Source organism: Enhydrobacter sp. (assembly GCF_030246845.1).
GTDB lineage: Bacteria > Pseudomonadota > Alphaproteobacteria > Reyranellales > Reyranellaceae > Reyranella.
In genome coordinates, this window is the sequence record NZ_CP126889.1 from 3,213,271 (window position 1) to 3,238,802 (window position 25,532).

Below are 25,532 nucleotides of genomic sequence, written 5' to 3' on the forward strand. Positions count from 1 at the left end.
GCATGACAGCGATTCCCACCGAGTTCGAGGATCTTCTGAGCCGCAAGGGGCGCGAGGTGCTGGCCGGCACGCATCCGCTCTGCGGCGCGCTGGCCGATCCGCGCACGCGCTTCCTGTCGGCGGGCGATCTGCTCGACCGGCCGAAGGCGGCGCGTCTGCGCAAGACGCTGGACGAGCGGCTTTGCGACGTCCTCGAGCCGCTGGAGAAGCCCATCCCGCCCGAAAGCATCTGGGACATGCGCCGCGACTATGCCGAGCTGCTGCCCAAGACGAGCCGGGCAAGCACGATCTTCTTCGACAGCCGTCGCGAGGCCGGCGCGAAAGCGGCGGAGCGGATCGGACTCGCGCGACTGCTGCGATCGCAAAGCTTTCGTGCTTTCGCCGAGGCGCTGGCCGGCCGCAGGCTCGCCTCGGGATGGGGGCTGCAGCTGCTGCGCTACGGACCGGGCGACTACGCCGGCCCGCACAACGATCATCATCCCGAGAACCGGCACGCGGCGCGCGGCTATATCGACCTGCACCTCAGTCTCTGCACCCCGGGCGTGGCGCATCAGTGGCTGGTCTACAGCCGCGCCGGTCATTTCAGCGAGATCGTCCCGGTCGCAGGGCCGCCCATGGTGACGGCCTATCGCCTGCCGTTCTGGCACTACACGACGCCGCTGGTCGGCAAGCCCGACGCTGCGCGCTGGGTGCTGCTCGGGACCTTCCTCTTCGCTAGTGCAAGCCCACGGGAACGACGCTGAGCGAATTGCGCGGGCTGCCTTCGAAAATGCGGTCGGTGTAGGTGAGGTAGATCAGCGCCCGCCGCTTGGCGTCCCAGAAGCGGACCACCTGCGTCGACTTGAAGATCAGCGAGGCGCGCTCGCTGAACACTTCATGCGGGCTCTTGAGCCTGGCCAGCTTCGACTCGTCGATCGGGCCGACCTGGCGGCACGCAATCGACGCCTCCCCCGGGTCCTCGGCGACGCCGATCGCGCCTTTGATGCCGCCGGTGCGGGCATGTGAGAAATAGCAGGTGACGCCCGGCACGTCGGGATCGTCGAACGCCTCGACCACGATCTTGTCGTTGGGGCCGATCCACTTGAAGCGATAGCCGACGGAGCCGATCTCGTCGGCGAAGGCCGGCACTGCCAGCACCGACAGCAGCAGGGCGAACAGGACACGGCGCATCTCAGGCTCCCTTGGTGGGGCGATCGGGTGTGCGCTAGATGGTGATGCGGCGCGTGCTTGCCAAGCTGGCAGTGTCAGACGGCGCGCAGCCCCTCCTTCGGCACCTCGCCGTCCGCTTCCTTGATGGCGGCACGGTATTCCTTCTCCGAGGAGAAGGGCGCGATCTTGGGATAGTCCTTCTTCCTGCCGGGCCGGATCGCCCCGCTGCTGGGCTCGACGATCAGGAGCTCACCCTCGCGGCCGAGGATCGGGATCTCCCGCTTCCAGCGCGAGTAGACCCGCCGGGCCGAGGCGGAGAAGTCGACATAGGTCGTGAACTCGCTGGGATCCTTGACGAACAGCGCCTCGTAGGTGGTGATGAACTCCTTCACGTACTTTTTGTCGACGATCTCCAGGTTGGACATCATCCAGCAGCGATCCTCGAACACCCAGTAGGTGCCGAGGCCGACGAACTCCTTCTGCCGCGTGAGGTAGGGATAGAAGGGGAAGCTGCGGCAGGCCATGGTGCGGTTGTCCCGCTCGCAGTGCCGCGCACCCTTGCAATGGATGGCCATGCAGTCCGAGGTGAGCTCGGCCACGATCTGGCGCGTGGCGTAGTCGTAGGGCTTGAACTTCGACCAGAGGTCGGTCCGGGCCCTGAGCAGCTCGAACTCGACCTTGTGCACGACCGGCACGGCGTTGTCGGTCGAGCAGCAGACGGGCGAGCCGCCGTTCAGCGGCGCACACTTGCGGCCGCAGTCGAAGCGGGAGATGGGAGCGGTGAACCCGTCATAGAGCTCGGCGAAGTCGGCGGGGGCGATGGTGGCTTGCGAGGGCTTCTTCGACATGCAGCGGCCGTGTAGCCGAAACGGATGTGAAAGAACAGTTAAGGAATTCTGACGGTGCCGTGGGGATAGGGCAATACGCGCCACACGACGGTCTCGCGCATGCCGCGATTCTCGAGCTGCAGCGAGGTCGGGATCTGGTAGCGGGCTCGTTCCTCGAGTCCCTGGGCGCTGAAGTAGTTCCGACCCGGATCGCCCAGCAGGACCAGCCGGCCGGCGCCGGCATGGCCGCGCAGCCAGGCCAGGGCGCGGGCCGACATGTCGCGCTCGTAGCAGACGTCGCCGGCGATGACGATGTCGGCCTCGGGTTCGGCTTCGGGCCCGGCGAGCCAGTCCTCGTCGCTGACCTCGAAGGCGAGCCCGTTTGCGGCGGCATTCAGACGGGCTGCAATCAGCGACAGCCTGTCGATGTCGTTGGCCAGCACGGACGCTGCGCCCGCCCGTACGGCGGCCATCGAGGAGACACCCGAGCCCGCCGCGAAATCGATCACGCGCCTGCCGCGCACCTCCTCGGGATGATCGAGCAGATAGCGCGCGATGGCCTGACCGCCCGGCCAGCAGAAGGCCCAGTAGGGCGGGTCGATGTTCTGCTCCTCCATCCAGGCTTCGGTGGCCTGCCAGATCGGCACATATTCACTGGCCAGCCAGAGCCTGAACTCCGGCACCATCGCCGGCGTTTCGAGCGCGGTATTGGCGCGGATGAAGGCCTCGGGATCGGCCGGCAGGCGCGCCATCAGCCGAACTGGCCTGCAACGATGGCCGCCAGCATCAGCCAGCCCACGTGCGCATTGGCCTTGAACTTGGCCAGACAATCGCGCTGGTCGTGCGGCTTGAGGTCGGCGATCTGCCAGCCGAAGTGCACGGCGACCGCCGCCAGCACGACGAAGTAAGGGGGATGCAGCGGCGCCAGCAGGCCGACCGCGACCCACAGCGCCACGGCGAGGACGGCGAAGAAGACGAGCCACAGCCGCGGCGCGCCGGCAAAGCGCCGTGCCGTCGAGCGCACGCCCACGATCGCATCGTCGCGCTGGTCCTGCATGGCGTAGATCGTGTCGTAGACCATGGTCCAGGCGACGCCGCCGAAATAGAGGGCGACCGTCGCTTTGGAAAGCGTACCGGTGACTGCCGCGAAGCCGAGCAGGGCGCCCCAGTTGAAGGCAAAGCCCAGCACCACCTGCGGCCACGAGGTGATGCGCTTCATCAGCGGATAGATCGCCACGATCAGCAGCGAGCCCAGGCCCACCAGCACTGCGAATTTGTTGAACTTGAACAGGATCACGGCTCCGACCAGCGCCTGCAGGACCATCCAGACGATCGCACCGCGCAGACCGACCTCGCCCGAAGGCAGCGGGCGGCTGCGCGTACGCTCCACCTCGGCGTCGATCTTGCGGTCGAGGATGTCGTTCCACGTGCAGCCCGCACCACGCATGGCGAGCGCGCCCAGCGCGAACAGCACCATCCATCCCAGGAGATGCGCCCAGTCCCGGCCCACTGCCAGCGCCAGCGACCACCAGCAGGGGAAGAGCAGCAGCCACGTGCCGATCGGTCGGTCCCAGCGCGCCAGCCGGCCGAACGGCCGCGCCGCCGGCGGGAGATGGCGGAGCGACCAATGCTGACGGTCGATATCGGTGAAGCCGGTTGTCCGGTCGGCGGTCATGACGGCATCATGGCGGCAAGCAAGCGGGAGTTCCAAGCGGGAGTTCCATGAGCGTATCGCGCCTGTTCATCGAGGCCGACCTCGCGGCCGGCGTCGAGGTGGCGCTCGATGAGGCCCAGGCCCACTATCTGCGCCACGTCATGCGGCGGGAGGAGGGGGCAAGTCTGCTGCTTTTCAACGGCCGCGACGGCGAATGGAAAGCGGTGCTTTCCTTGCGCGGCAGGAAGGCGGCCGTGGCGGTCGTCGAAGGCCGAACACGCATCCAGGCGGAGGAGCCCGACGTCTGGCTCTGCTTCGCGCCTGTCAAGCGGGCCCGCATCGACTTCATTGTCGAGAAGGCGACCGAGCTCGGCGTGTCGCTGCTGCAGCCTGTCCTGACGCAGCACACCGCCGTCGAGCGCGTCAATGTGGACCGTCTGCGCGCCAACGCGATCGAGGCGGCGGAACAGACCGAACGCCTGTCGGTGCCCGAGGTCCGGCGGCCGGTCGAGCTGGGGCGGCTGATCGACCAATGGCCCGCCGGTCGGCGGCTGCTGATGTGCGACGAGACGGGCGGAGGGCCGCCGATCGCCGGGGCGCTGGCGGCCCTCGATTCGGCCGCGCGGACGGCGCCTTGGGCCATCGTGATCGGACCGGAAGGAGGCTTCGCCCAAGCCGAGCTGGCGGCGCTCCGTCGCATGACGGATGTGACGCCTGTCGGCCTCGGGCCGCGTATCCTGCGCGCCGACACGGCGGCGCTCGCGGCCCTGGCCTGCTGGCAGGCCGTGCTGGGCGACTGGCGGGAGCCGACGCCGCGTCTGAGCGGCGACTATCGCACCGCCAGGAGCGCGCGCTGAGCGCTTGCGCCCGCCCCCGGCGATATGGGAGAGGGGGAATCGAACATCATGAACCAGCCGCGTCCTTGCGTGAGAATTCCTCGTGCGAGTCGCGCCGTCTCCGGCGGCACTGTCGTGGGGCGATACAGGGAGCCATCACCGCATGTCCGCACCACCGTCGGGCGGCGGCACGCCGATCGAGAGTCGGCGGCAGCTCGTCGACTACTTCGCTGCCGGCAACAAGCCGCGCGCGAACTGGCGCATGGGTACCGAGCACGAGAAGTTCGGCTTCGACAGAAAGACGCTGCAGGCCGTTCCCTATGACGGGCCGGCCGGCGTGCGCCTGATGCTGGAAGGGCTGACGCGTTTCGGCTGGGAGCCTGTGATCGAGGGCAACAATCCGATCGCGCTGACGCGCGGCAAGGCCAGCGTCACGCTGGAGCCCGGCGGGCAGTTCGAGCTTTCCGGCGCGCCGCTCGAGACCCTGCACGAGACCGCGGCCGAGAATGCCCAGCATCTCGACGAGGTCAGGGAAGTCGCGGACGAGCTCGGCCTCGGCTACATCGGCCTCGGCTTCGCCCCGCAATGGAAGCGCGAGGACGTGCACTGGATGCCCAAGGGGCGCTACAGGATCATGCGCGACTACATGCCGAAGAAGGGCAAGCTCGGCCTCGACATGATGCTGCGCACCTGCACGGTGCAGACCAACCTCGACTTCGAGTCCGAAGCCGACATGGTGAAGAAGTTTCGCGTGTCGCTCGCCCTGCAGCCGCTGGCCACCGCGCTGTTCGCCAACTCGCCGTTCCTCGAAGGGCGGGCATCGGGCTTCAAGAGTTACCGCAGCCACATCTGGACCGACACCGATCCCGACCGCTGCGGCATGCTGCCCTTCGTGTTCGAGACGGGCTTCGGCTTCGAGCGCTATGCCGACTACCTGCTCGATGTGCCGATGTACTTCGTCTATCGCGACGGCAGGTACATCGATGCGGCCGGCCAGAGCTTCCGCGACTTCCTGAAGGGCCGGCTGCCGGCGCGGCCGGGCGAGCTGCCGACCATCAACGACTGGGCCGATCACGTGACAACGGCCTTTCCGGAAGTTCGCCTGAAGCGCTACCTCGAGATGCGCGGCGCCGACTCGGGTCCCTTGCCGGCGCTCAATGCCCTTCCCGCACTGTGGGTCGGCCTGCTCTACGAGCAAAGCGCGCTCGACGCGGCCTGGGACCTGGTCAAGGACTGGACGATCGAGGATCACGACTACCTGCGCAGCCATGCGCCGCGGACCGGGCTCTCGACCAAGTTCCAGGGCCTGCCGCTGTCGGACCTGGCGCGCGATGTGATCGAGATCGCGCATGCCGGCCTGCGGGCGCGCAAGCGGCTCGATGCGGACGGCAACGACGAGACCATCCATCTCGCGCCGCTCGATCGTGCCGTCGCCAGCGGTCTCGCGCCCGCCGACGAGCTGCTGGCCAAGTGGCAGGGCGAATGGCAGGGCTCGTTCGAGCCCTTGTTCCGCGACTACGCCTACTGAGCTACTGTCCGCCGATGCTCGACCGTTGCGACCGGGTCCAGATCGCCGTCCACGATGCCGGCAAGGCGGCATTGCGCTACAAGCAATTGCTTGGGTGCGAGATCGCGCGCCGCGACCACAGCCGTCGTTTGAGTGCACGGCGCACGATCCTCGCCGTCGGCGAAAGCGAGTTCGAACTGTGCGAGCCCGACGGCGCTGGCCGTACGCGCGACTTCCTGGGCGCTCGGGGCGAAGGGCTCATGACAGCCGGCTACTGCACCGCCGACCTCGACGGCATGGCAAGGCGATGGGAGGGGCTCGGCATCGCCTACGAACGCGAAGACGAGCAGCTCTACCTCGGGGCCGATATCACCTTCGGCCTGCCGATGGTCGTCTCGCAAAGCACCTACCGGCCGCGTGTCGGGCCGGTGTCCTTCCTCTACGAGACCACGAACACACTGGCGAGCGACTGGCGCCGCGCCGCAGCGCTCTATGCCGGCCTGTTCGGCCTCGATCCCGCGCGCTTCAGCGAGATCGGCAGCGAGCGCTTCGGCTATGTCGGCACACTGACCCTGTTCGATCCACCCAACAGGCTCGATCGCATCGAGCTCAGCCAGGCGACCGACGATGTCCATGCCATGGGTCGATTCGTGAGAAAGCACGGCGATTCGCTCTACATGTGCTACGTCGAGACGCACGACTGGCCCGCGATCCGCGGCCGGCTTCTCGAAGCCGATGCTCGCTACACGCCGCGCGGCTCCGATCCGGCGACCGATCCGGACGGCGGATGGGTGCATCCGAAGGAACTGCATGGCCTGCTGCTCGGCGTCTCGCGCACCGGGCTCGCCTGGGAATGGTCCGGCCGCGAAGACCTGGTGCCGCCTCCATGAGGCGGCGCACGCTGATGGTCTTGTTTTCCGCGCTGCCGGTCGCGGCGCGGGCGCAATCGGACGGAGAATGGCAGACCATCGTGGCGCCCGATCTGCGTTTTCGGCTCGAGATGCCGGCGCCGGTGGAGAAGAGCGTCGCCGGCCAGAAGGACCCCGGCAACCTCGCGCCTCGTGTCGCCTGGGAGTCCAGGCGCGCCGACCAGATATTCGACTTCGACTATGTCGACTACGAGCCCGACTGGTTCAGCGGTCACGATACGAAGCAGATGGCCCGGAACCTGGGCCGAGGGGATGCCGAGAAGGCGTTCCCCAAGGACAAGTTCAAGTATACGCGCGATCAACTGGTCACGCTGCAGGGCTGGGACGGCTACGCGCTCGACATCGAAGGCGGCGATGGCGGCTATGTGATGATGCGCACCTACATCGTGAAGGACCGGCTTTATCGCCTGCTGGCCACCGCCAAGAGCGACATGCGAACCCGCGGCGCGGCCGTCCGCTTCATCGAGTCGCTGCGGTTGGCGGAGACGCGAGAATAGGCCGGAGAAGGGAGCGATGCGGATCTGCGTCTTCGGCGCCGGCGCGATCGGCGGGAACTTTGCGGCGCGGCTCGCCGCGGCCGGCAACGAGGTGTCCGTCGTCGTCCGCGGCGCCCATCTAGAGGCGATCCGGCGGAATGGGCTCGTCCTGCTGACGGGCGAGCGAAAGATCGTCGCGCCCGTGCGGGCCAGCGACCGGCCGGCCGATCTCGGGCCGCAGGATATCGTCCTGGTGACGATGAAGGCCTGCGGTCAGGCCGTGCTTGCCGACACCGTCGGGCCGCTGCTCGGCGCCGGGACGTCGGTCGTCTTCGTGCAGAACGGCATTCCCTGGTGGTATGGCCACGGCCTGTCGGCGAACCGTCCGCCAGCGCCTGACCTGTCGCGACTCGATCCGGGCGGCGCGCTGGCGCGATCGGTCGGCCTCGACCGCACCATCGGCGCCGTCGTCACCTCCTCGAACCATGTGATCGAACCCGGCGTCGTGCGCAACATCTCGCCCGATCGCAACACGCTCTGGGTCGGCGAGACGGACGACCGTCCGAGCGCGCGCATCCGGACCCTGCGCGCGACGCTGAAGGCTGCGGGCATCGCCTCGCCCGAAACCCGCGATATCCGCTACGACATCTGGCACAAGCTGATGGCCAACCTCACCGGCTCGACGCTCTGCCTGATCCTTGCCCAGCCGACGACCATCCAGAAGACCGAGATGATCAACCGGCTGGCCCGCCGCGCCCACGCCGAGGCGCTGGCGGTCGCGGCCGCCCACGGTGTCCTGCTCGACGACAGTCCCGACATCCGCTATGGGCCGAAGCGCGTCTACCCGGACCATCGACCTTCGATTCTGCAGGACTACGAGATCGGCCGGCCGATGGAGATCGAGGCCATCGTCCGCGCGCCGCTCGCTTTCGCGCGCAGCGCCGGCATCGACACACCGACGCTTGATGCGGTCGAATCGCTCTGCGTCAGCCTCGCCGTGTCCAAGGGCCTTTATGCGCTCTGACCCAGATCGAGATTGCGCGTCACGGGGCGCGCTACCAACAACTCAACCAGTGTCGTGTCATCCCTCGCTGCGCTCGGGATGACACCGCATTCCCGAGGATCGACGCTGCCGGCGAACGCCGGTGGCGCACTCGCGTCGTCGCTAGGTCGCCGTGCCGCCGACGGTGAGGGCGTCGATGCGCAATGTCGGCTGGCCCACGCCGACCGGCACACCCTGGCCGTCCTTGCCGCAGGTGCCGATGCCGGGATCGAGCGCCATGTCGTTGCCGACCATGCCGACGCGCGTCAGCGCCTCGGAACCGGCGCCGATCAGGGTCGCGCCCTTCACGGGCCGCGTGATCTTGCCGTCCTCGATCAGGTAGCCCTCGGTCACGCTGAACACGAACTTGCCCGACACGATGTCGACCTGCCCGCCACCGAAATTGGCGGCATAGAGGCCCTTCTTCACCGAGGCGATGATTTCCTTGGGATCCGCGGTCCCGCCCAGCATGAAGGTGTTGGTCATGCGCGGCATCGGCGCATGGGCGTGACTCTGGCGTCGGCCGTTGCCGGTCGGCTTCACGCCCATCAGGCGGGCATTCATGCGGTCCTGCATCAAGCCGACCAGCCTGCCGTTCTCGATCAGCACGTTGCGCCGCGTCGGTGTGCCCTCGTCGTCGATGGTGAGCGAGCCGCGGCGGTCGGCGATCGTGCCGTCATCGACCACGGTGACGCCCGGAGAGGCCACCATCTGGCCCATCAGGTGGGTGAACATCGAGGTCTTCTTGCGATGGAAGTCGCCCTCCAGCCCGTGACCGACGGCCTCGTGCCATAGAACGCCCGACCAGCCGGCGCCCAGGACAACCGGCATCTCGCCGGCCGGCGCATCGACCGATTCGAGATTCACCAGCGCCTGCCGGATCGCTTCGTCGGCCTCCTTCTTCCAGTAGTCGGGATGGAAGATGTCGCCATAGGCGGCGCGCCGGCCACTGCCGGTGCTGCCGGCCTCGAGGCGCGCGCCTTCGCCGCAGACGACGCTGACGTTGAGCCGCACCAATGGCCGCACATCGGCGGCGCGCCAGCCGCCGGCGCGCACGATCTCGATCACCTGCCATGAGCCCGAGAGCGAGATCGAGACCTGGCGCGCTTTCGGCTCCTTGCCGCGCACATAGGCGTCGATCTCCTGCAGGAGCTTGACCTTCTTCTCGAAGCTTTCGCCGTCGATCGGGTTGTCGTCGGCATAGAGCAGCCGGTTGGTGCCATGCGGCGACTGGTCCGATTTGCCCGATTTGCCCGAACGCACGCCCTTCACCGTGTCGGCGGCACGCCTCATCGCCTTTTCGTCCAGCGCCGAGGCGTGCGCGAAGCCGGTCGCCTCGCCCGAGACGGCGCGCAGCCCGAAGCCTTGCGTCGTGTCGTAGGAGGCGCTTTTCAGCTTGCCGTCGTCGAAGCTGAGGCTTTCGCTCTGGACATACTCCAGGAACAGCTCGCCGTCGTCGCAACCCTTCAGCGCCTCGTCGACCGTTTTCTCGGTCTTGCGCTGGTCGAGCGCGCCTCTGCCGAAAAAAAGGCTGTCGGCGGTGGCGAGATGGTTGATGCCCTGGGCCATGGGATACCTGCTGATTCAGACGACGAGGACGATCTTCCCAAAATGGGCGTTGGCCTTCATGTGCGCAAGCGCCTCGGCCGCCTGGGCGAGCGGGAAGGTGCGATCGATCGGCAGCGAGAGCTTGCCGGCCTCGATCGCGGGCCAGAGATCCTTGCGGGCGGCCTGCACGATCGCGCGCACCTCCTCGGGCGTTCGCGTGCGGAAGGTGACGCCGATATAGTCGATGCGCTTCAGCGCATGGAGGTCGAAGTTGAACTCGCCCTTCATGCCGCCCAGCCGGCCGACATTGACGATGCGGCCCAGGATCGCGGCGGCTTCCATGTTCTGGTTGATCACGCCGCCCGACACCTGATCGACGATCAGGTCGACGCCCTTGCCGCCGGTCGCTTCCTTGACCTTGTCCGGCCATTTCGGATCGCGCGTGTCGAGCGCGAGGTCGCAGCCGAACTCCTTGAGCCGGGCGCGACGCGAATCGTTGGTGGATGTGCCCATGACGATCGACGCGCCCATGTGCCTGGCGATCTGCATCCCGAGCAGCCCGACGCCCGAGCTGGCGCCCTGGATCAGGACCGATTCGCCCTTCTTCAGCCGTCCCGCGCCGACGAGGGCATTGTGCATCGTCTGCACCGCCACCGGCATGCAGGCCGCCTGCTCGAAGCTCATGTTGTTGGCCGGGATCTTATGGACGCGGCCCGAATCGGCCACGGCATATTCGGCGAAGCCACCAGCCGCCGAGCTCATGACGCGGTCGCCCGGCTTGAAGTCCTTCACCTCGCCGCCCACGGTTTCGACCTCGCCCGCGCATTCCAGACCGACGATCGTTCCCGGCCCGCCGACCGCGCCGTGACGATGGCCGGCCGCGACCGCGAGATCGGCCCGGTTGAGCGAGGCGGCCTTGACCCTGATGAGGATCTCGTTGGCCTTGGGCGAGGGCTTGGGCGCCTCCTTGACCTGGACGCCCTGCTCGGTGACGACGGCTGCTTTCATCGTGCGCTCCTTTGAATTCATACGATCCTGCTCTCGCGGCCCTGCCAGTAGCGGTCGCGCAGCAGACGCTTGTAGAGCTTGCCCGTCGGGTGGCGTGGCAACTCGGCCTCGAAATCGATGCTGCGCGGGCATTTGATGGCCGAAAGGTGATCCTTGCAGTAGGCGATCAGCTCCTCGGCCAGCGCCGGTCCCGCCTGCGCCATGTCGCGCGGCTGCACGACAGCCTTCACCTCCTCGCCGAAGTCGGGATTGGGCACGCCGAACACCGCGCAGTCCATCACCTTGGGATGGTTGATCAGAAGATTTTCAGCCTCTTGCGGATAGATATTCACCCCGCCCGAGATGATCATGAAGGCCTTGCGGTCGGTGAGATGCAGGAAGCCGTCGGCATCGACATAGCCCACGTCGCCCAGGGTCGACCATCCCTTCGGATGACGCGACTCGGCGGTCTTCCCGGGATCGTTGTGATACTCGAAGGCTCGACCCTCGGCGAAATAGATCGTGCCCGGCTGGCCGACCGGAAGTTCGTTTCCCGCATCGTCGCAGATCTTGAGCTTGCCGACGACCGCGCGGCCGACCGTCCCCTTGTGCGCCAGCCATTCGGCGGAGTTGCACATGGTGAGGCCGTTGCCCTCCGTGCCGCCGTAGTATTCCCAGATGATGGGCCCCCACCACTCGATCATCTTCTCCTTGACCGGGATAGGGCAGGGCGCGGCGGCATGGATGGCGCATTTGAGCGACGAGACGTCGTACTTCAGCCGCGCCTCGTCCGGCAGCTTGAGGAAGCGCACGAACATCGTGGGCACGACCTGCGTATGGGTCGCGCGATATGTCTCGATCAGCCGCAGATACTCCTCGGCATCGAAGTTCTCCATGATGATCGAAGTGCCGCCCAGCCGCATGACGCTCATGTTGAAGCGCAGCGGCGCGGCGTGATAGAGCGGCGCCGGCGAGAGGTAGACCGTGTTCTCGTCCATGCCGTAGAGCCTGCTGGTGATCTGCAGCAGCGGATTGTCGAAGTCGATCGGCTGCGGCTCGACGACCGGCAGCACGCCTTTCGGCCGGCCGGTCGTTCCGGACGAATAGAGCATGTCGTGGCCGGCCGTCTCGTCGGCGATGCGCCGTGCCGGCTGGCGGCCGACCGCCGCCTCCCAGGGATCGTAGCCGGCGAGGGCGCCGTCGATCATGTAGCGGTTGGCCAGGTGACGCAGGAGCGGCGCGAGTTCGGCCGCCTTGTCGGCCAGGTGATGCGAGGTGACGAAGAGCCGGGCGCCGCAGTCGTTCACGATGTATTCGACCTCTGCCGCGGTCAGTCGCGAGCTGATGGCCGTGTAGATCAGTCCCGACCGCTGAGCGCCCCAGCAAATCTCGAAGAAGCGCGGGTTGTTCTCGAGGAACAGCGCGATGTGGTCGCCGGCCTTCAGGCCGAGCGAGCGGAAAAGCTGCGCAATGCGGTTCGATTGCTCGTCGAGTTGCCGATAGGTCACCACCTGGCCACTGCCGGCCATGATGTAAGCCGGCTTGTCGGGGTGTTTTTGGGCGTGGACATAGGGGTGCACTTGAACGCTTCCTCCGGGCAGCACTTGCGCAAACGAGGGTCCATAAGACCGGAGCGGAGCAGGACCGGCAAGCAGGTGTCCGTTCGATGTACGAAAGCGGCCGCAATCCCGGCCGGGGCAGAATATCGACCCATCGAATGTCCAATCGGTGACCAGACGCGGCAGTAGGCCACCGTCAATTGACCCGACCGAAAGCTCCTTTCTAGGCTGTCGCGGGACAATTCAAGTTGTGTGGGATTTTTCGCCATGTCGCGCAAGCGACCGTCACGTCATAGCGAGGATCAGTTTGCACTCTTCCTCGAGCGGATCAGCGACTCTCTGGGCAGCGAGGACGATGCGAAATTCAATGAAGCGGTAAGTAGCCTCATTCGGCGGCGCAAAGGCGACGATCCGAAGGAGCGCAACGGACGCGACTGCAAGCGCACGACGGGCGAGCAGGCGGCTCGGGACTCGTCGTCGGCGAGACAGACGGTGCGCAGGGCGGTCGGCCGCGAATCGCCGATGGCGCGACTCGGTGGGCTGGTCGTCGACTGGGCGAACAACGAAGGCTTGCTGCTGCGCCTCCTGACGCTGCTCCTGGGCACGGATGAGAAGTCGGCGACCGTCGTCCAGTCCATTCTGAACACCACCCAGGCGCGGCTGGAGCTGGTGCGCCGGCTTGCTCTTCTGAAGGTCGTCGATCCCTCGCTTCGCAGATCACTCGAGACGATTCTCGACAGCTTCCGCAAAGCCGACCGCCTGCGTGAAGAGCTCCTCCGGGCCGACATCGCGGACGGACGATTGGTCGACGAAGATGGCACGAACCGGCTCGAACGGGGTCTGCAAGAGCTGCGCACTCTGAACCTGGCCCTGTCGGATCTCCTGCCTCAGCTTTGTGAAGCGCTCGCCGCCGCCGAGCCGGGCGCGCCGGAGCTCGACCGGCATTAGATCAGGAATCGGACTGCCAGGGGGGCAGTGTGGCGCTCTGTTCCGCGGCGGCGTCTTCCAGGCGCCGCAACATCGTTGCCGCGGTCTTGAACGAGACGTTCAAGATGCGTTGCAGATGATGCGGCCGGATGGGCTTCTTGCCGCCTTCGGTCAGGTAGATGGCTTGCAGCCATTTGTGCAGCGGCACATGGCTCGAGCTGAAGATCGTGCCATGAGTCAGCGAGAAGCTGCGGCGGCAAGCATAGCACTTGTAGGCGCCAAGTCGCGTCGATGCTCCGTCGAGCTTGCCGATTCGTCCCTGCGCGCCGCACCTCGGGCACGTCGCGCCGTCCGGCCAAAGGATCCCCTCCAGGTAGCGATGCGCACTCAACTCGTCGGCGAAGCGCGCAAGGCTGTCGCTGCGTGTCGCAGCGCCGTCCTCCGCTTGCATGACCCAGTCGTTCCTTCCCACTCACGCCGCACCCCAATGGGCGTGATCCTCTCCGACCCAAGTATAGACAGGTTTCGAGCAGATTCACGCCCGAGTCGTTCTTCTTCCTATTGCCCATGCCGTCCACGACGCTCGGGCCGAACGTGCCGATCCGCTGCGGACGCATTGCCGAAAGGGCGGCCAAATGCCCGTCCTGGCAGGCGAATCCCCGTGTCCGTCGAATGCTCGGCCGAGCGCGGACCGACCGGCCGCGTCCGGCACTCGGCCGAGGTCTCTCATTTGTCACGGCTCTCGGCCTCAGAACGGCCGCTCGATTGACCGCGCCCGATCCTTCGGCTTTATTCCCGGCCGCACGAGCCCGTGCCCCCGTGGCGGAATTGGTAGACGCGCCTGACTCAAAATCAGGTTTCCTCACGGAAGTGTTGGTTCGAGTCCGACCGGGGGCACCATTTTCGGAGGGGAAGGCGTTCCCTTCACGTCGTACCGGTCGACGGCGCACACAACCGGACTCGAGATCGATCGGCAAGCTGGCAGAGGTGATCGCGCGAGATGGGTGCGGGTCAGCGCCGACGTTCGCGGGCAGACCCGCCAGCGCTACCGAATGCACTCCCGCCGAAGCCATTGCGCAGCCCGCCGGCGCTGCGCTGCCGCTCTCCCGCGAAACGGGCCTGGCGGTCCTGTTCGAGCTGCCGGAACGAGTCGCCGTCCATCCTCTGACCGGTGCCGCCTCTCTGCTGGCCGGCGCCGGGCGGACTGCTTTGCATGGTGCTGCCCGAGCCGCTTTGCCGCCGATTCTGTTCGTTGGGAGTCGGAGGCGTCACCGGCTGCCATCCGCCATTTTCCCATTTCGACCAGCCAGTCGAGCCGTGCTGATAGACATTGCCGTCGTGCCCGGCATAGACATCTCCGCTCTGCGTCTTCACAGCGCCGCCGCTGTTGCCGGTGACGGCATTGTGATACCCGGCGCCTTCCGCGCCGGTGCTCGACCGGTACGAGCCCGCGGAACCCTGCTCGTTGCTGCGGCTCTGGGTGTTTACCGTCTGGTTCGGGCCGCTGAACGTGCTCGATCCCCAGCGCGAATATGCATTCCAGTTCTGGTCGGTCGAGCCCGAGATTCCCATTCTCGCATTGTAGTAGCTGGCGTTTGCCGAACCGCCCGAAGCGTCCCATGCGGCACTGCCATGTGCGTAGCTGCCGTTCGAGGGGTTGTAGTAGGAGAAGGCGCCCGCGCCGCCATTCGGGCCGTAGATCGCGCCGGCTCCGCCGGTGGCGCCTGTGGCCGGGTTGTAGGACGTGCGGCCGGTCGCTTCGCCGCCGTATGGTCCGTAGATCGTGCCGCCGCTGTGCCAGGTGCCGTTGCTGGAATTGTACCAGACGCTGCCGGCATAGGAGTAAGGCGCCGCGTAGTAGATCGGCACCACCGGTCCCGCGATCACCACCGGCGGATAGTAGTAGCCCGTGCCATAGACCACGACGCCGGCGCTCACGAAGCTCATCGTGTAGCCGGCCGTGTAGCCATAGGTCACCGTCGCCGGCGTCGCGCCATACACCTTGACGAAGGTGACGTTGTAGAGCGGGCTGCTGGGTGGAATCGCATAGATCGCAGCCGGCACGGTTTCGGCCAGCGTCCAGGGACCGTCTGGCCTAGTGCCGACGAACCATGCGCCCTGGTAGCAGACATAGAACCGACCGTCGGCCCCGATCACCTCGAACGAGGTGTTGACGGCATAGGTCAGGGACGTGCCGGCAATCGGCTTGAACTGCGGCGCGCCGGCATAGACGACCTTGATCTGCGCCGTGCTCTTCTCGAGCGTGGCCTGGCGCGGCACCTGCGCTTGCTGCACGGCGAGCTCCGCCTGGGCGGTGCCGGGCACCGCAGCAAGCACTTTGCCCTCGGGGCCGGCGGGCGAGATCAGGGCGAAGTCGGGTGGCAGCTTGTCGGTGGCAAAGCTCCACGGACCGTCGAGTCCCTGCGACGCGAACCAGCGTCCCGATACCAGCAGGAAGAAGCGGCCGCTGGCCGGTTGAAGGAAGAGCATGCTGTTGGTGTTTCGCACGACCTGGAGAGTCGTCCCGGCAACCGGCACGAATTGCGGCTGGCCCTGCGTGACGATGATCTCGGCCGGCTTGGTGCTGACGAAGATCGCCGGCACGAGGCCCGGCTTGCCCAGCTTGGGCGGAATGGCCTTGCGCACATCGGCGAAGTTCTTGTCTGCCGGCAGCGCATTGAACGCTGGCGGTAACGCCGTCACTGGCTTGTAGGGGCCGACATAGGCCGGCGCCGCAAGCCACAGCCCATCATTGAGCAGGTACCAGTTCCGGCCATCGCTGAACACATCCCAATTCGTGTTCACCGCAAAGGACAGGCCGGATTTGCCGATGGGGGCGAGCACCGGCTCGCCGTCGAAGACGACGAGGCTTGCAGGCGTGCTGCTGTGGAAGATCACGGGCGGCTCGGTCGCCAACGACACGACGGGAGGCGCATCGTGTCCCTTGAGGCTGAGCAGCACGGCATTGACCGGCACCTGCTTGGTCTCCAGTCCGGTCAGCAGGGCCGCCTTGATGCGCTCCTCGAGTTGAGCGGCCTGCGCTGTGTCGAGGCTGGGAAAATGCGAGGCCAACAGCTGCGGATCGGACAATATCACTTCGCCGCTCGCGGCATCCGTCCGTGTTGCGAGCGAAATATCGACCGTGCCCACAATCGGCGTTTTCGCGCCCTGTGGCGTGATCGCCAATGCCGCGCGTGCCGTAAGCTTCTCGTGATCGGGCCACGCGATGGCCTGAGGCTGGTAGACGACGGTGCTGGCATTGGGCGTCGTGATCGTATGAGGCCAGGTGCCTGGTGCGTTTTGCGCCTGACCATCCTGGATCATGCCGACGGACGCGGCTCCGACGAGCCACGCCGCCAGCGCAAGCCGCCATACCGCATTCATCCGATGATCCTCCCGGCACGGCCTTGACGCAGCCGGCATCGACATCGAGGCTTTTCGCTCGTCTTGTTTGCATGATGCTAGAAGGGCTGCGTCCACGGCGCAACCGCTTCCCGGTTTGATGGAGCGGCACAAACACCGTTTTTGGCCCGGCGGACATTTTGCTTAATATGTGCCCATGGACACCGCTCGCCTGAAGCAGTTTGTCGAGAGCTTCTGGGAAGACTCGATCCTGCCCTCCATCACCGAATACATCCGCATTCCCAACAAGTCGCCGGCATACGACCCGCAGTGGGTCGAGCACGGCTACATGGAAGATGCCGTCAAGCTGATGGAGGGATGGGCGCGCCGGCAGCTCGCCGGGTTTGCCGGTGCAAAGCTCGAGGTCGTCCGCCTGCCCGGACGCACGCCGCTGCTGTTCATCGATTTGCCGGGCGACAGTGACGACACGGTGCTGCTCTACGGCCATCTCGACAAGCAGCCTGAAATGAGAGGCTGGTCGGAGGGCTTGGGACCATGGCTGCCGGTCCGCAAGGATGACAAGCTCTACGGGCGCGGCGGCGCCGACGACGGATATGCGATCTATGCCTGTCTTTGTGCGCTGAAAGCGCTTGGCGAGCAGAATGTAGCTCGGGCTCGCTGCGTGATCATGATCGAGGCGTGTGAGGAGTCCGGCAGCTACGACCTGCCGTTCTATGTCGACTACCTGATCGACCGTATCGGCAACCCGTCGCTGGTCGTCTGTCTCGACTCGGGCTGCGGCGACTACGACCGTCTGTGGCTCACGACCTCTTTGCGCGGCATTGCGGCCGGCACCCTCGAGGTGCGGGTGCTGACGGAGGGCGTGCATTCCGGGGATGCCTCCGGCATCGTACCGTCGTCGTTCCGTATCCTGCGCGGGCTGCTCTCTCGCCTCGAGAACGAGGATAGCGGCGAAATCAAGCTGCCCGAACTGTATGTTCAAATCCCGCCGCAGCGGATCGAGCAGGCCAAGGAGGCCGCCCGCATTCTCGGCAGGGAGGTTTACGGCAAGTTTCCCTTCGCGGGGTCGACCCGACCGATGGTGGACGACACGGGCCAGATGGTGCTCAACCGCACCTGGCGACCGCAGCTCGCGGTCGTGGGCATGGATGGCTATCCGGCGCCCGGCGACGCCGGCAACGTGCTGCTGCCGTACTCGACTGCCAAGCTCAGCCTGCGTACGCCGCCGACGCTCGACGCCAGGAAGGCGGCCCAGGCGATCAAGCAGGCGCTGGAGGCCGATCCGCCATATGGCGCGGAGGTCACCTTCGAGGGGCGGGAGGGACAGAGCGGTTGGCATGCGCCGCCGCTCGTACCCTGGCTCGAGACAGCCGTGGCGCAGGCGTCTGAGGAGTCGTTCGGAGCGCCGCCGGCCTACATGGGTGAGGGAGGTACAATTCCCTTCATGGGCATGCTGGGCGAGAAGTTCCCCCACACACAGTTCGTCATCACCGGCGTGCTGGGCCCGCACTCCAATGCGCATGGCCCTAACGAATTTCTGCATATTCCCACGGGCAAGCGCGTAACGGCGGCGATGGCGTGCTTGATCGCGGCGCATCATCGTCGGCGGAAACGACCGGAAAGCAGCGGCGGTTGACGGCCGACCGTCTCAGCGGCGACCGAAACCGTACGAAACGGCGAAAACGACGTGCCGACGCCGGCGGCCGGCCGACTCGATCGCACAGGACTTAAGACGTGCTCGAGTCGAGCTTTCTAATGTGCACCAGCAATCTCGTCTTGCTCGAAGGTATTCGACACGATGGGGCGGCTCAGCGTTGACTTGAGGTGATCGGCGAGCCGAAGAGCGAGCGCGACGATGGTCAGCGATGGGTTGGCATAGCCGCCGGTCGGAAAGACCGACCCTCCGGCAATATAGAGATTGGCGATCTCGTGTACCCGACAGTTCGCGTCCACGACTCCACGAGCAGGGTCTTGGTGCATCCGGGTGGTGCCGAGATGATGCCAGTTGCCGAACACGGCCGGCGGCTGCTTCCCGGCTCCGATGGTCGAAATGACGGTGCCCACGCCTGCCTGATGGACGGCGTCGCCGAAGATCTCCACGGTCCGCCGGATCGAGTCCCAGTCGATGCTCGCCAGCCGCCAGTCGAGAATCGTCACCGGGACGCCAAGTCGATCGCGGCGTCGGCCGAGCCTTACTTGAGAGGCCATCGTGGGCGTCTGCTCGGCCATCACGTCGATGCCGAACACCTCCGGCGGTCGCCTGGAGCGCCAGGTCAGATAGTGGCGAAGAAGCTGCGGTGCGCCCAGGATGCTTCGCACGGCGTGCCTCGCCAGCCCGGGTGTCGCGACCCCGTAATGGACCGATCGCCGGACAACCTGGGCCGATTGCACGGCTTCCGTCATGCCGCTGCGGTAGGTGTCTCGCAGGCGCAGCACGGCGTTGAGCAGCCCCTCCGCTCTCAAGGTAGAATCGCTCAGTCGAAACATGGCTTCGACCGTGAGATTCTCCCCGGCATGCTGGTGCCGGTACAGCCGGAACGCGCTCGGATCGAGCTCGGGATTGGGAATCAGGTATCCGACCGCGGCGTCCGGATGCTCCATGAAGCAGCGACCCACCAGGCCGTGGCTGTTTCCGATGCCGGCGGGCCGGCTGTCCCTCGAGACCAGCAGCAGGCGAGCGGTCTCGATCGCACCCGCCGCGATGACGAAGGTCCGGGCGCGGACGCCGAAACGGCTGCCCCCTACTGTCGCGCAGTCGATCCGGTCCACGCTCCCGTTCCTGTCGGCGAGGTGCACGGCGGTGGCGTGGAGCACGAGGTTGACGTTTCCGGCCCGCGCGAAATCATCCTCGTACCGGTCGAATTTGCTGTGCCGGCCGAACTTGAAGATCACCGACTCGACGAGCCTGGAATCCAGGGGTAGCGGCGACCCATAGCCTTGCGCTTCCCATGATCTCGGGTCGTAGGCGAAGGCGCCGAGGCCGCATACCTCTTGGGCCCGTTCGTAGAAGGGATCGAGCTGCGTCCTGTCGATGGGCCAGCCGTGTTCCGGCAAGCTGTCTCGTGCCTCGAAGTCGATGGCGTCGAGTGGCCGGGCGTGAACGCCGCGATGTTCGTGCCATGCCCGGGACGAGCCGCCGAACGCGCGCACCCTCGTGAACCGGAGCGGATAGTAGGGTCGCCCGGCGTTCCGGCCGCCGGCCAGTGCCTGTTCACCAAGGGCATGTCGCCGCAGCACCGTCGGCAGCTTGCGAAGGGACTTCGTGAACCCGAGGCCGCCTCCTTCGAGGAGCACGACGCTCTCGGATCGACCGATGAACTCCCGGGCGATCGAGATTCCGGCGATGCCCGCGCCGATGATACAGATGTCGGCCTGCAGGATCGAGCCCGCCGCGAGGGATCTGGCATCAGTGAACACGCAACGGTCTCCGATCCTCGACGATGGTGGAGACGTCGGGGCTATGATGCTTCAGCCAGGACCTGAACATGAGCACTGGCCAAAGATAGTCGACGCGATCTCGTTCGCCGCTGAGGTGTTCGTGCCACTTCATCCGGATCGGGTCCGGGTCCAACAGTCCCTCCTGGCGGATGGAGCTCGGGTCGAGCAGGTCCTCGGCCCACTCCCTCAGAGGCCCTCTGAGCCAGGTGCTCAACGGCAGATGGAACCCCATCTTGGGTCGCCGATACAAAGCTTCGGGAACGTGTCGGTGGAGTACCCGGCGCAGGATGTACTTCCCCGTCTCGCCCCGCACCTTCAGGTCCGGCGGCAGGGTGAAGGCGAACTCGACGACGCGATAGTCCATGAACGGCACGCGCGCCTCGACGCTCACGGCCATGCTCGCGCGATCGACCTTCTTCAGCTGCGTGTCAACGAAGGTGGTGACGAGCTCATGAACGAGCATACGCTCCAGCAGCTCGAATTCGCCGTTCAGTCGAACGAATTCAAAATCGGCCGGCGACTGTTCGGGATGGTGGCCGACGACGAGCCGGTCGCCGGGATCCCATCGAGTGGACAGGACGCGGTACATCTCTTCCGGGGAGGCGGAGGCGATCCAGCGCGCCAATCGATGGAGCTTGGCCCCGGGAGTTCGCTCGCGCAGCCGTGAGGGAACCACCGGTTCGATGATGCCGAAGACCTTGTCCCATGTCGCCGGCGGGATCGCCGTCAGCGCTCGTGCTCCTTGCTCGCGGATCCCGACCGGCAGCCAACCGAGCCGCCGACATACCCTCGGCAGCCAACGATGGCGATGGTAGCCCGCGAACAACTCGTCGCCGCCGTCGCCGGCCAACACGACGGTCACATGCTGTCCGGCGAGCCGGTACGCGACGTGGTTGGATACATAGGACGGATCGGATTGCGGCAGATCGGACATCCGCGCGAGCGAGGGGATCAGCCGGATGATGTCTTCAGGCGCCATGTAGAGCTCGGTGTGATCGGAGCCGATGTGGGCGGCGATCTTCCGTGCGGCAGGCGCCTCGTCGAGGCCCGAATCGGGGAAGCCGATCGAGAAGCTCCGGATCGTCCTTGAACTCTCTTGCTGCAGGAGTGCCAGCACCGTCGAGGAATCGATGCCGCCGGACAGCAGGACCCCCAGCGGGACATCGCTGACCGCACGCAGGCGCACCGCGTCCCTCAACAGGCTGTCCAGCTTCTCGACGGCCTCGGCCTCGCTTCCCGGGAAGCGATCCCGGTGTCCGATCTCGGCCTTCCCGGTCGCCGACCAGTAGACGCATTCGTGTGCCTGCAGCCTCTGGTCGTACGTCACGTGCGTTCCCGGACGGATGGCACGAATGCCACGGTAGATCGTGTCCTCGCACTCTCCGTGTATCTCGCGCAGGTACCGATCCAGCCAGTCGCGGTCGATGGTCAGCGCCGCGTCGGGATAGACCGCGATCGCCTTCAATTCCGAACCGAATACGAGCGCGCCGTTCAGGCGACCGTAGTAAAGGGGCTTCACGCCCAGTCGGTCTCGCACCAGGCATAGAGTTCGCTCGCGGACATCCCAGAGCGCGAACGCGAACATGCCGTTGAACGACTCGAGCGCCCTGTCGAGGCCCCAGGCTTCGATGGCTGCGAGCATCACCTCGGTGTCCGAGTGACCGCGCCAGCGGGGCGCCAGGCCTTCCGCCTCGAGCGTGCGAGCGATTGCCGCCGAGTTGTAGATTTCGCCGTTGTAGGCGATGACGTAGCGCCCCGAGGCGGAATGCATGGGCTGATGGCCCTCGGGTGACAGATCGATGATCGCCAGCCGTCGGTTTCCGAGTGCGACCCCTGCCGTGGGATCGACCCAGGCCCCCTCGTCGTCGGGTCCGCGGTGCGCGAGGCAGTTCGTCATAGCGATGACACGCCGGCGCATCGATTCGGGATTGCGATTGCCGCCGGGGTCGAGAAAGCCTGCGATGCCGCACACGGGAAGCCTTCCACTCTTGGTTGTCGACGATCCACCGTTCTATCGGCATGCCAGGCGACGCCAGCCGCGCGGACGCCCGGATCGGCGCGACTGATGGTAGTCTGATGGAGGCAGCGCCGACCCCTGCTTTCTAACAGTGCCCCAACACCGACAAGCAGCGAAATTCTTGGGTACTACCAACGCATGCTCGCGTGGTTCTCCGGACCTTTACGGCGCCTTCCTCGGCCGAGCTCCAGCTGCGGCTGATCTTCTGCTGCCGGTTTTCGTGCAGGGGCCGATCATCGGGAAAGCCCCTTTTGTCCGGCCAAGCAGATGGTCTGCATCCAGCGGTTCGGCCGCGGACGGCGGGACCGGCACGTTGCGCAGGCGCAGCCCGTCGTCGACCACCTCGAAATAGGGCTTCTCTATACCCCACAGGATCTGCTCCTGGGTGCGTCGTACATCGTCGGCGATGAAGCTCACGATAAGAAGTCCGGGGCGCAATCGGGGGACGATCGTCTCGGCGCGAAGCACGACCTGGTCGAGCCCGTAGCCCGCTACACCGCCATTCAGGACGCGACGATCGAGGAGGTCCTGCAGGTGGGCCGGAAAGGTCTCCTCGTCGGCGACCTCCTCGCCCATGGCATAGGAATCGCCCATCACCAGAACCGGTGGCGTTACGACGGCGGGCGGCGCGGCCTGGCGGCGATGCACCCGAAGCCCTCGATCATCGAAGGTCAGAAGCTCCCGACCGCCGTGATTGGTGCCGGAATAGCCGGGGCGCGGTTCCCATCCCAGCAGGGGATGGGGTCGCATGACGTTCCAGCGGCCATCGGCACGGGACGGATAGGTGACGAAGTGTTCGAGCTCCCAGCGCTTGGGATCGTCGGACAGGGCACGCACAAGCAGTTCGCCGACAAGCAAGCCAAAAGTGACGCTGGCCAATACGAGGCCCAATCTGATGCCGGCCTCACGCAGGGACGGTCGGGTGACAGGAGGCATCGGACTCCATGACATGCGCTCAGTGACAGGTCATGAACTTTGCGGGGTTCCTTGTCGAAGGAGGAGTCGTCTTCGACAATGGCGGTCGACCGCTCGTCCGGCAAGGTGGGCAAAAGGGGGCAGCAGGTGAAGACGACTATGTGGAAGGTCGGCCTGGCGGCGCTGGTCTGTTGTGCGCCTCCTCCGATCATGGAGGACGCGGCCGCGGCTGACGGGTTCGACGTCGTCGTCTTGGGCGCCCTTGGCGGCATCCAGGACGGCAATCTCAGTGCCTACCTCGTTCGGCCGCACGACGACGACCGCGCGGTGACGTGCGACGCCGGAACGCTGGTGAACGGCTTGCGCATCGCCGATTCAAATGGCGCTTTCGATGCTGTCGACGTGCCGCGGCAGGCCGGCCAGAGCCGCGTGGGCTATATCCTCACCCACAAGGTCAAGGGTTACCTGATCAGCCACGCCCATCTCGATCATGTCGCCGGCTTGGTGATCGCCTCGCCCGACGACAGCAACAAGCCGATCTACGCCCTGCCGTCGGTCGGCAAGGCGCTTGTGGAGAACTATTTCAACTGGCAGGCCTGGCCCAATTTCACCGATCGCGGGAAGCCGCCAAGGCTCGGCAAGTTAGCCATTGCCGATCTCGAGCCTGCAGTCCGTACGCCGCTCTCGGACACGAAGATGACGGCAACGGCCTTTCCGCTGAGCCATGGCGGGCTGGAATCGACCGCCTTCCTCTTCGAGAGCGACGGCGATGCAATGCTCTGCTTCGGCGACACAGGACCGGATGCGGTCGAGAAGACGACGCGCATGAAGGATGTCTGGACGGCCGTCGCCGGCAAGGTGAAGCAGCGACGCCTCAAGGCCGTCGTGATCGAAGCGTCCTATGCCAACGACCGGCCGGACAAGCTGCTGTTCGGCCATCTCACGCCCAAATGGCTGTTGGCTTCCCTGCACGACCTGGCCGCGCAGGCGGGCGCGGAATCCCTGACCGGGCTCCCGGTCGTCGTCGGCCATATCAAGTATTCGCTGACCGACGAGCAGCCGCAGAAGGAAATCCTCGACGAGCTTGAGGCCGGCAACGACCTCGGTCTGCGGTTCATCCTCCCTCGCCAAGGAAGCCATTGGCACTTCAAATGATCGCCGCGCACCGTACGGCGGGCGGGCTTCCCCGGCACCATGGGCGAGACGGGCATCTTCGACCGCCGCCTGTCCCGCCTCGTCACCTCACAGTATGGAAGCGCCGTTGGAGATGGTGACATCCTTGGGCGATCCACCCTTCATCTCGTCGCCGGGATAGCCGTGCTCCAGCGCCCAGATCGCCGCCTGCGTCCGGTTGGCCACCCGGATCTTGCGCAGGATCGACTTCATGTGGACCTTGACCGTCGCCTCCGTGATGTCGCAGGTCCGGGCAATCACCTTGTTGGCATGTCCCTTGACCAGGCCATCGAGGATCTGGGCTTCGCGCTCCGACAGCCTCGGCAGATCCCTGGACGCGGGCGACGACGGAAGCGGATCGCTGCCGTTGGCCGATGCCTGCGGCGCGACCTCGACGCCGATGCGGGGCATCGGTGTCAGGGGCAGCAGCGCGGCAGGCATCATCTGAGGCTGCATCCCGCTCGCCTGGAGCTTGTCCGTTCCGGCTTCCGGTCCCGGCGCGTCTTCCGAGCCCGGCGCCGAAAGGGCGGGACGCTTTGCGTCGGCCACCACCATGACCCGGACATCCCTCGCCATGATCAGGTCGAGAGTGCTGATGAGCGTCTCGGGCGACACCGACAGCGGAACGCAGCCGTCGACCTGCGACGCCAGCAGCTTCTGGAAGTCGAGAAGCGAGGCCTGCTCGAAGAGCAGAATGACCTTGCAGTCGGACCACAACTTGCGGATCCCGACCGCCTCCGCGACCACGTTGTCGGTCGATTGGGCGCCGAGGATTGCAAGCTTGGGCGCTTCGGCGAGAATCGACGCACCTGCGATTTCCGAGGTCGATCCAACGCCGCAAACGACCCGATACGAATGCTGCGCCATCAGCGATTCGAGAGCTTCGCGGACAAGTAAACGCGGTTCGACGATGATCGTCGCTACCCGTGTCGCCATGATTGCCACCCCCACACTTGCGGCATCGACTTTGGGCCCGGCGAATCAATAGAGAGGTAGGCCCTGCGGGAAATTAACCGGTGATAAGCCCGGGCTTCACTTCCGCGTTACCGACAACCGGGCCGCCAAGCCGTCGGCAAGGGGTACCTCCAGCTGGCAAGCCGCCAGGCGCAGCCGGGCAGTCGTTCGTGACCGGGCAGAAAGGCGGCCGCTCTGCCTCGCGGCCCGCAGCCGCCCTCCCTGGACCCG

Annotated in this window: 22 protein-coding genes and 1 tRNA gene; 10 read left to right on the plus strand and 13 right to left on the minus strand. The window is 66.1% G+C overall.

Annotated elements, in window-relative coordinates; translation table 11 throughout:
- Nucleotides 1-2: 2 nt before the first annotated feature.
- Complete coding sequence (locus OJF58_RS16105; RefSeq protein ID WP_300778727.1) at nt 3-743, plus strand: hypothetical protein; 741 nt, start codon at nt 3-5, stop codon at nt 741-743.
- On the opposite strand, the gene OJF58_RS16110 is transcribed toward OJF58_RS16105, so the two are convergent.
- From OJF58_RS16110 to ubiA, 4 genes are all read right to left on the minus strand, one after another.
- Complete coding sequence (locus tag OJF58_RS16110; protein WP_300778728.1) at nt 715-1,170, minus strand: CreA family protein; 456 nt, start codon at nt 1,168-1,170, stop codon at nt 715-717. The genes OJF58_RS16105 and OJF58_RS16110 overlap by 29 nt on opposite strands.
- Before the next feature lie 74 nt (nt 1,171-1,244).
- Nucleotides 1,245-1,997, minus strand: a complete 753-nt coding sequence (locus tag OJF58_RS16115) for a hypothetical protein (RefSeq protein WP_300778729.1) — start codon at nt 1,995-1,997, stop codon at nt 1,245-1,247.
- 38 nt (nt 1,998-2,035) lie between these two features.
- Nucleotides 2,036-2,728: a 50S ribosomal protein L11 methyltransferase gene (locus OJF58_RS16120; RefSeq protein WP_300778731.1), complete on the minus strand. Its 693-nt coding sequence runs from the start codon at nt 2,726-2,728 to the stop codon at nt 2,036-2,038.
- Nucleotides 2,728-3,651: a 4-hydroxybenzoate octaprenyltransferase gene (gene ubiA, locus OJF58_RS16125; protein ID WP_300778732.1), complete on the minus strand. Its 924-nt coding sequence runs from the start codon at nt 3,649-3,651 to the stop codon at nt 2,728-2,730. Before ubiA ends, OJF58_RS16120 begins: the two co-directional genes overlap by 1 nt.
- Before the next feature lie 47 nt (nt 3,652-3,698).
- On the opposite strand from ubiA, the gene OJF58_RS16130 reads away from it, so the two are divergent.
- The 5 genes from OJF58_RS16130 to OJF58_RS16150 all read left to right on the plus strand — a co-directional run bounded on the left by OJF58_RS16130 (nt 3,699) and on the right by OJF58_RS16150 (nt 8,402).
- A complete protein-coding gene (locus OJF58_RS16130; protein ID WP_300778733.1) occupies nt 3,699-4,487 on the plus strand; it encodes a 16S rRNA (uracil(1498)-N(3))-methyltransferase in 789 nt (262 codons plus the stop codon).
- A gap of 142 nt (nt 4,488-4,629) precedes the next feature.
- A complete protein-coding gene (locus OJF58_RS16135; protein WP_300778735.1) occupies nt 4,630-5,994 on the plus strand; it encodes a glutamate--cysteine ligase in 1,365 nt (454 codons plus the stop codon).
- Between the two features lie 14 nt (nt 5,995-6,008).
- Complete coding sequence (locus OJF58_RS16140; RefSeq protein ID WP_300778736.1) at nt 6,009-6,863, plus strand: VOC family protein; 855 nt, start codon at nt 6,009-6,011, stop codon at nt 6,861-6,863.
- Between the two features lie 14 nt (nt 6,864-6,877).
- The gene (locus OJF58_RS16145; protein WP_300778737.1) at nt 6,878-7,399 is read left to right on the plus strand and encodes a hypothetical protein; all 522 of its coding nucleotides are present in this window, start codon (nt 6,878-6,880) and stop codon (nt 7,397-7,399) included.
- 16 nt (nt 7,400-7,415) lie between these two features.
- The gene (locus OJF58_RS16150; RefSeq protein WP_300778739.1) at nt 7,416-8,402 is read left to right on the plus strand and encodes a 2-dehydropantoate 2-reductase; all 987 of its coding nucleotides are present in this window, start codon (nt 7,416-7,418) and stop codon (nt 8,400-8,402) included.
- A gap of 141 nt (nt 8,403-8,543) precedes the next feature.
- Here OJF58_RS16150 and tldD read toward each other — a convergent pair whose 3' ends face one another.
- The 3 genes from tldD to OJF58_RS16165 are packed head-to-tail and all read right to left on the minus strand — an operon-like array spanning nt 8,544 to nt 12,535.
- Nucleotides 8,544-9,989 carry a metalloprotease TldD gene (gene tldD / locus OJF58_RS16155; protein WP_300778740.1) on the minus strand — a complete coding sequence of 482 codons (1,446 nt, stop codon included), beginning with the start codon at nt 9,987-9,989 and terminating at the stop codon, nt 8,544-8,546.
- Nucleotides 9,990-10,004: 15 nt separating this feature from the next.
- A complete protein-coding gene (locus OJF58_RS16160; RefSeq protein WP_300778741.1) occupies nt 10,005-10,976 on the minus strand; it encodes a zinc-binding dehydrogenase in 972 nt (323 codons plus the stop codon).
- A gap of 17 nt (nt 10,977-10,993) precedes the next feature.
- Entirely contained in the window at nt 10,994-12,535 is a 1,542-nt protein-coding gene (locus OJF58_RS16165) for an AMP-binding protein (protein WP_300778743.1), read from the minus strand.
- Nucleotides 12,536-12,781: 246 nt separating this feature from the next.
- On the opposite strand from OJF58_RS16165, the gene OJF58_RS16170 reads away from it, so the two are divergent.
- Nucleotides 12,782-13,462: a hypothetical protein gene (locus OJF58_RS16170; protein ID WP_300778745.1), complete on the plus strand. Its 681-nt coding sequence runs from the start codon at nt 12,782-12,784 to the stop codon at nt 13,460-13,462.
- Between the two features lies 1 nt (nt 13,463).
- Here the strand turns inward: OJF58_RS16170 and OJF58_RS16175 are convergent, their stop codons facing one another.
- Complete coding sequence (locus OJF58_RS16175) at nt 13,464-13,892, minus strand: transposase (protein WP_300778746.1); 429 nt, start codon at nt 13,890-13,892, stop codon at nt 13,464-13,466.
- A gap of 362 nt (nt 13,893-14,254) precedes the next feature.
- On the opposite strand from OJF58_RS16175, the gene OJF58_RS16180 reads away from it, so the two are divergent.
- Nucleotides 14,255-14,341 (plus strand) — tRNA-Leu (locus tag OJF58_RS16180).
- Between the two features lie 111 nt (nt 14,342-14,452).
- Here the strand turns inward: OJF58_RS16180 and OJF58_RS16185 are convergent.
- Complete coding sequence (locus OJF58_RS16185) at nt 14,453-16,957, minus strand: hypothetical protein (RefSeq protein WP_300778747.1); 2,505 nt, start codon at nt 16,955-16,957, stop codon at nt 14,453-14,455.
- A gap of 43 nt (nt 16,958-17,000) precedes the next feature.
- Between OJF58_RS16185 and OJF58_RS16190 the strand changes: the two genes are divergently transcribed.
- Nucleotides 17,001-18,440, plus strand: coding sequence for a M20 family metallopeptidase (locus OJF58_RS16190; protein ID WP_300778749.1), 1,440 nt, complete (start codon nt 17,001-17,003; stop codon nt 18,438-18,440).
- A 116-nt stretch (nt 18,441-18,556) separates the two neighbouring features.
- Here the strand turns inward: OJF58_RS16190 and OJF58_RS16195 are convergent, their stop codons facing one another.
- The 3 genes from OJF58_RS16195 to OJF58_RS16205 form a co-directional block, all read right to left on the minus strand.
- Nucleotides 18,557-20,221 (minus strand): GMC family oxidoreductase, encoded by a 1,665-nt coding sequence (locus tag OJF58_RS16195; RefSeq protein WP_366526774.1) that lies wholly within the window; start codon nt 20,219-20,221, stop codon nt 18,557-18,559.
- A complete protein-coding gene (gene asnB / locus OJF58_RS16200; RefSeq protein ID WP_300778752.1) occupies nt 20,211-22,214 on the minus strand; it encodes an asparagine synthase (glutamine-hydrolyzing) in 2,004 nt (667 codons plus the stop codon). Before asnB ends, OJF58_RS16195 begins: the two co-directional genes overlap by 11 nt.
- A gap of 207 nt (nt 22,215-22,421) precedes the next feature.
- Entirely contained in the window at nt 22,422-23,096 is a 675-nt protein-coding gene (locus OJF58_RS16205) for a hypothetical protein (RefSeq protein ID WP_300778753.1), read from the minus strand.
- A 177-nt stretch (nt 23,097-23,273) separates the two neighbouring features.
- Here OJF58_RS16205 and OJF58_RS16210 point away from each other — a divergent pair, with 177 nt between their 5' ends.
- Nucleotides 23,274-24,329 (plus strand): 3',5'-cyclic-nucleotide phosphodiesterase, encoded by a 1,056-nt coding sequence (locus OJF58_RS16210; protein WP_300778754.1) that lies wholly within the window; start codon nt 23,274-23,276, stop codon nt 24,327-24,329.
- 87 nt (nt 24,330-24,416) lie between these two features.
- Here the strand turns inward: OJF58_RS16210 and OJF58_RS16215 are convergent, their stop codons facing one another.
- On the minus strand, nt 24,417-25,283 hold the full coding sequence (locus tag OJF58_RS16215) for a response regulator transcription factor (RefSeq protein WP_300778755.1): 867 nt from the start codon (nt 25,281-25,283) through the stop codon (nt 24,417-24,419).
- Nucleotides 25,284-25,532: the final 249 nt, after the last annotated feature.

Bases quoted from the DNA above. Each gene is read 5' to 3' on its own strand.
- OJF58_RS16105 (WP_300778727.1), top strand. From the start codon at position 3: ATGACAGCGATTCCCACCGAGTTCGAGGATCTTCTGAGCCGCAAGGGG.
- OJF58_RS16110 (WP_300778728.1), bottom strand. From the start codon at position 1,170: ATGCGCCGTGTCCTGTTCGCCCTGCTGCTGTCGGTGCTGGCAGTGCCG.
- OJF58_RS16115 (WP_300778729.1), bottom strand. From the start codon at position 1,997: ATGTCGAAGAAGCCCTCGCAAGCCACCATCGCCCCCGCCGACTTCGCC.
- OJF58_RS16120 (WP_300778731.1), bottom strand. From the start codon at position 2,728: ATGGCGCGCCTGCCGGCCGATCCCGAGGCCTTCATCCGCGCCAATACC.
- ubiA (WP_300778732.1), bottom strand. From the start codon at position 3,651: ATGACCGCCGACCGGACAACCGGCTTCACCGATATCGACCGTCAGCAT.
- OJF58_RS16130 (WP_300778733.1), top strand. From the start codon at position 3,699: ATGAGCGTATCGCGCCTGTTCATCGAGGCCGACCTCGCGGCCGGCGTC.
- OJF58_RS16135 (WP_300778735.1), top strand. From the start codon at position 4,630: ATGTCCGCACCACCGTCGGGCGGCGGCACGCCGATCGAGAGTCGGCGG.
- OJF58_RS16140 (WP_300778736.1), top strand. From the start codon at position 6,009: ATGCTCGACCGTTGCGACCGGGTCCAGATCGCCGTCCACGATGCCGGC.
- OJF58_RS16145 (WP_300778737.1), top strand. From the start codon at position 6,878: ATGGTCTTGTTTTCCGCGCTGCCGGTCGCGGCGCGGGCGCAATCGGAC.
- OJF58_RS16150 (WP_300778739.1), top strand. From the start codon at position 7,416: ATGCGGATCTGCGTCTTCGGCGCCGGCGCGATCGGCGGGAACTTTGCG.
- tldD (WP_300778740.1), bottom strand. From the start codon at position 9,989: ATGGCCCAGGGCATCAACCATCTCGCCACCGCCGACAGCCTTTTTTTC.
- OJF58_RS16160 (WP_300778741.1), bottom strand. From the start codon at position 10,976: ATGAAAGCAGCCGTCGTCACCGAGCAGGGCGTCCAGGTCAAGGAGGCG.
- OJF58_RS16170 (WP_300778745.1), top strand. From the start codon at position 12,782: ATGTCGCGCAAGCGACCGTCACGTCATAGCGAGGATCAGTTTGCACTC.
- OJF58_RS16175 (WP_300778746.1), bottom strand. From the start codon at position 13,892: ATGCAAGCGGAGGACGGCGCTGCGACACGCAGCGACAGCCTTGCGCGC.
- OJF58_RS16190 (WP_300778749.1), top strand. From the start codon at position 17,001: ATGGACACCGCTCGCCTGAAGCAGTTTGTCGAGAGCTTCTGGGAAGAC.
- OJF58_RS16210 (WP_300778754.1), top strand. From the start codon at position 23,274: ATGGCGGTCGACCGCTCGTCCGGCAAGGTGGGCAAAAGGGGGCAGCAG.
- OJF58_RS16215 (WP_300778755.1), bottom strand. From the start codon at position 25,283: ATGGCGACACGGGTAGCGACGATCATCGTCGAACCGCGTTTACTTGTC.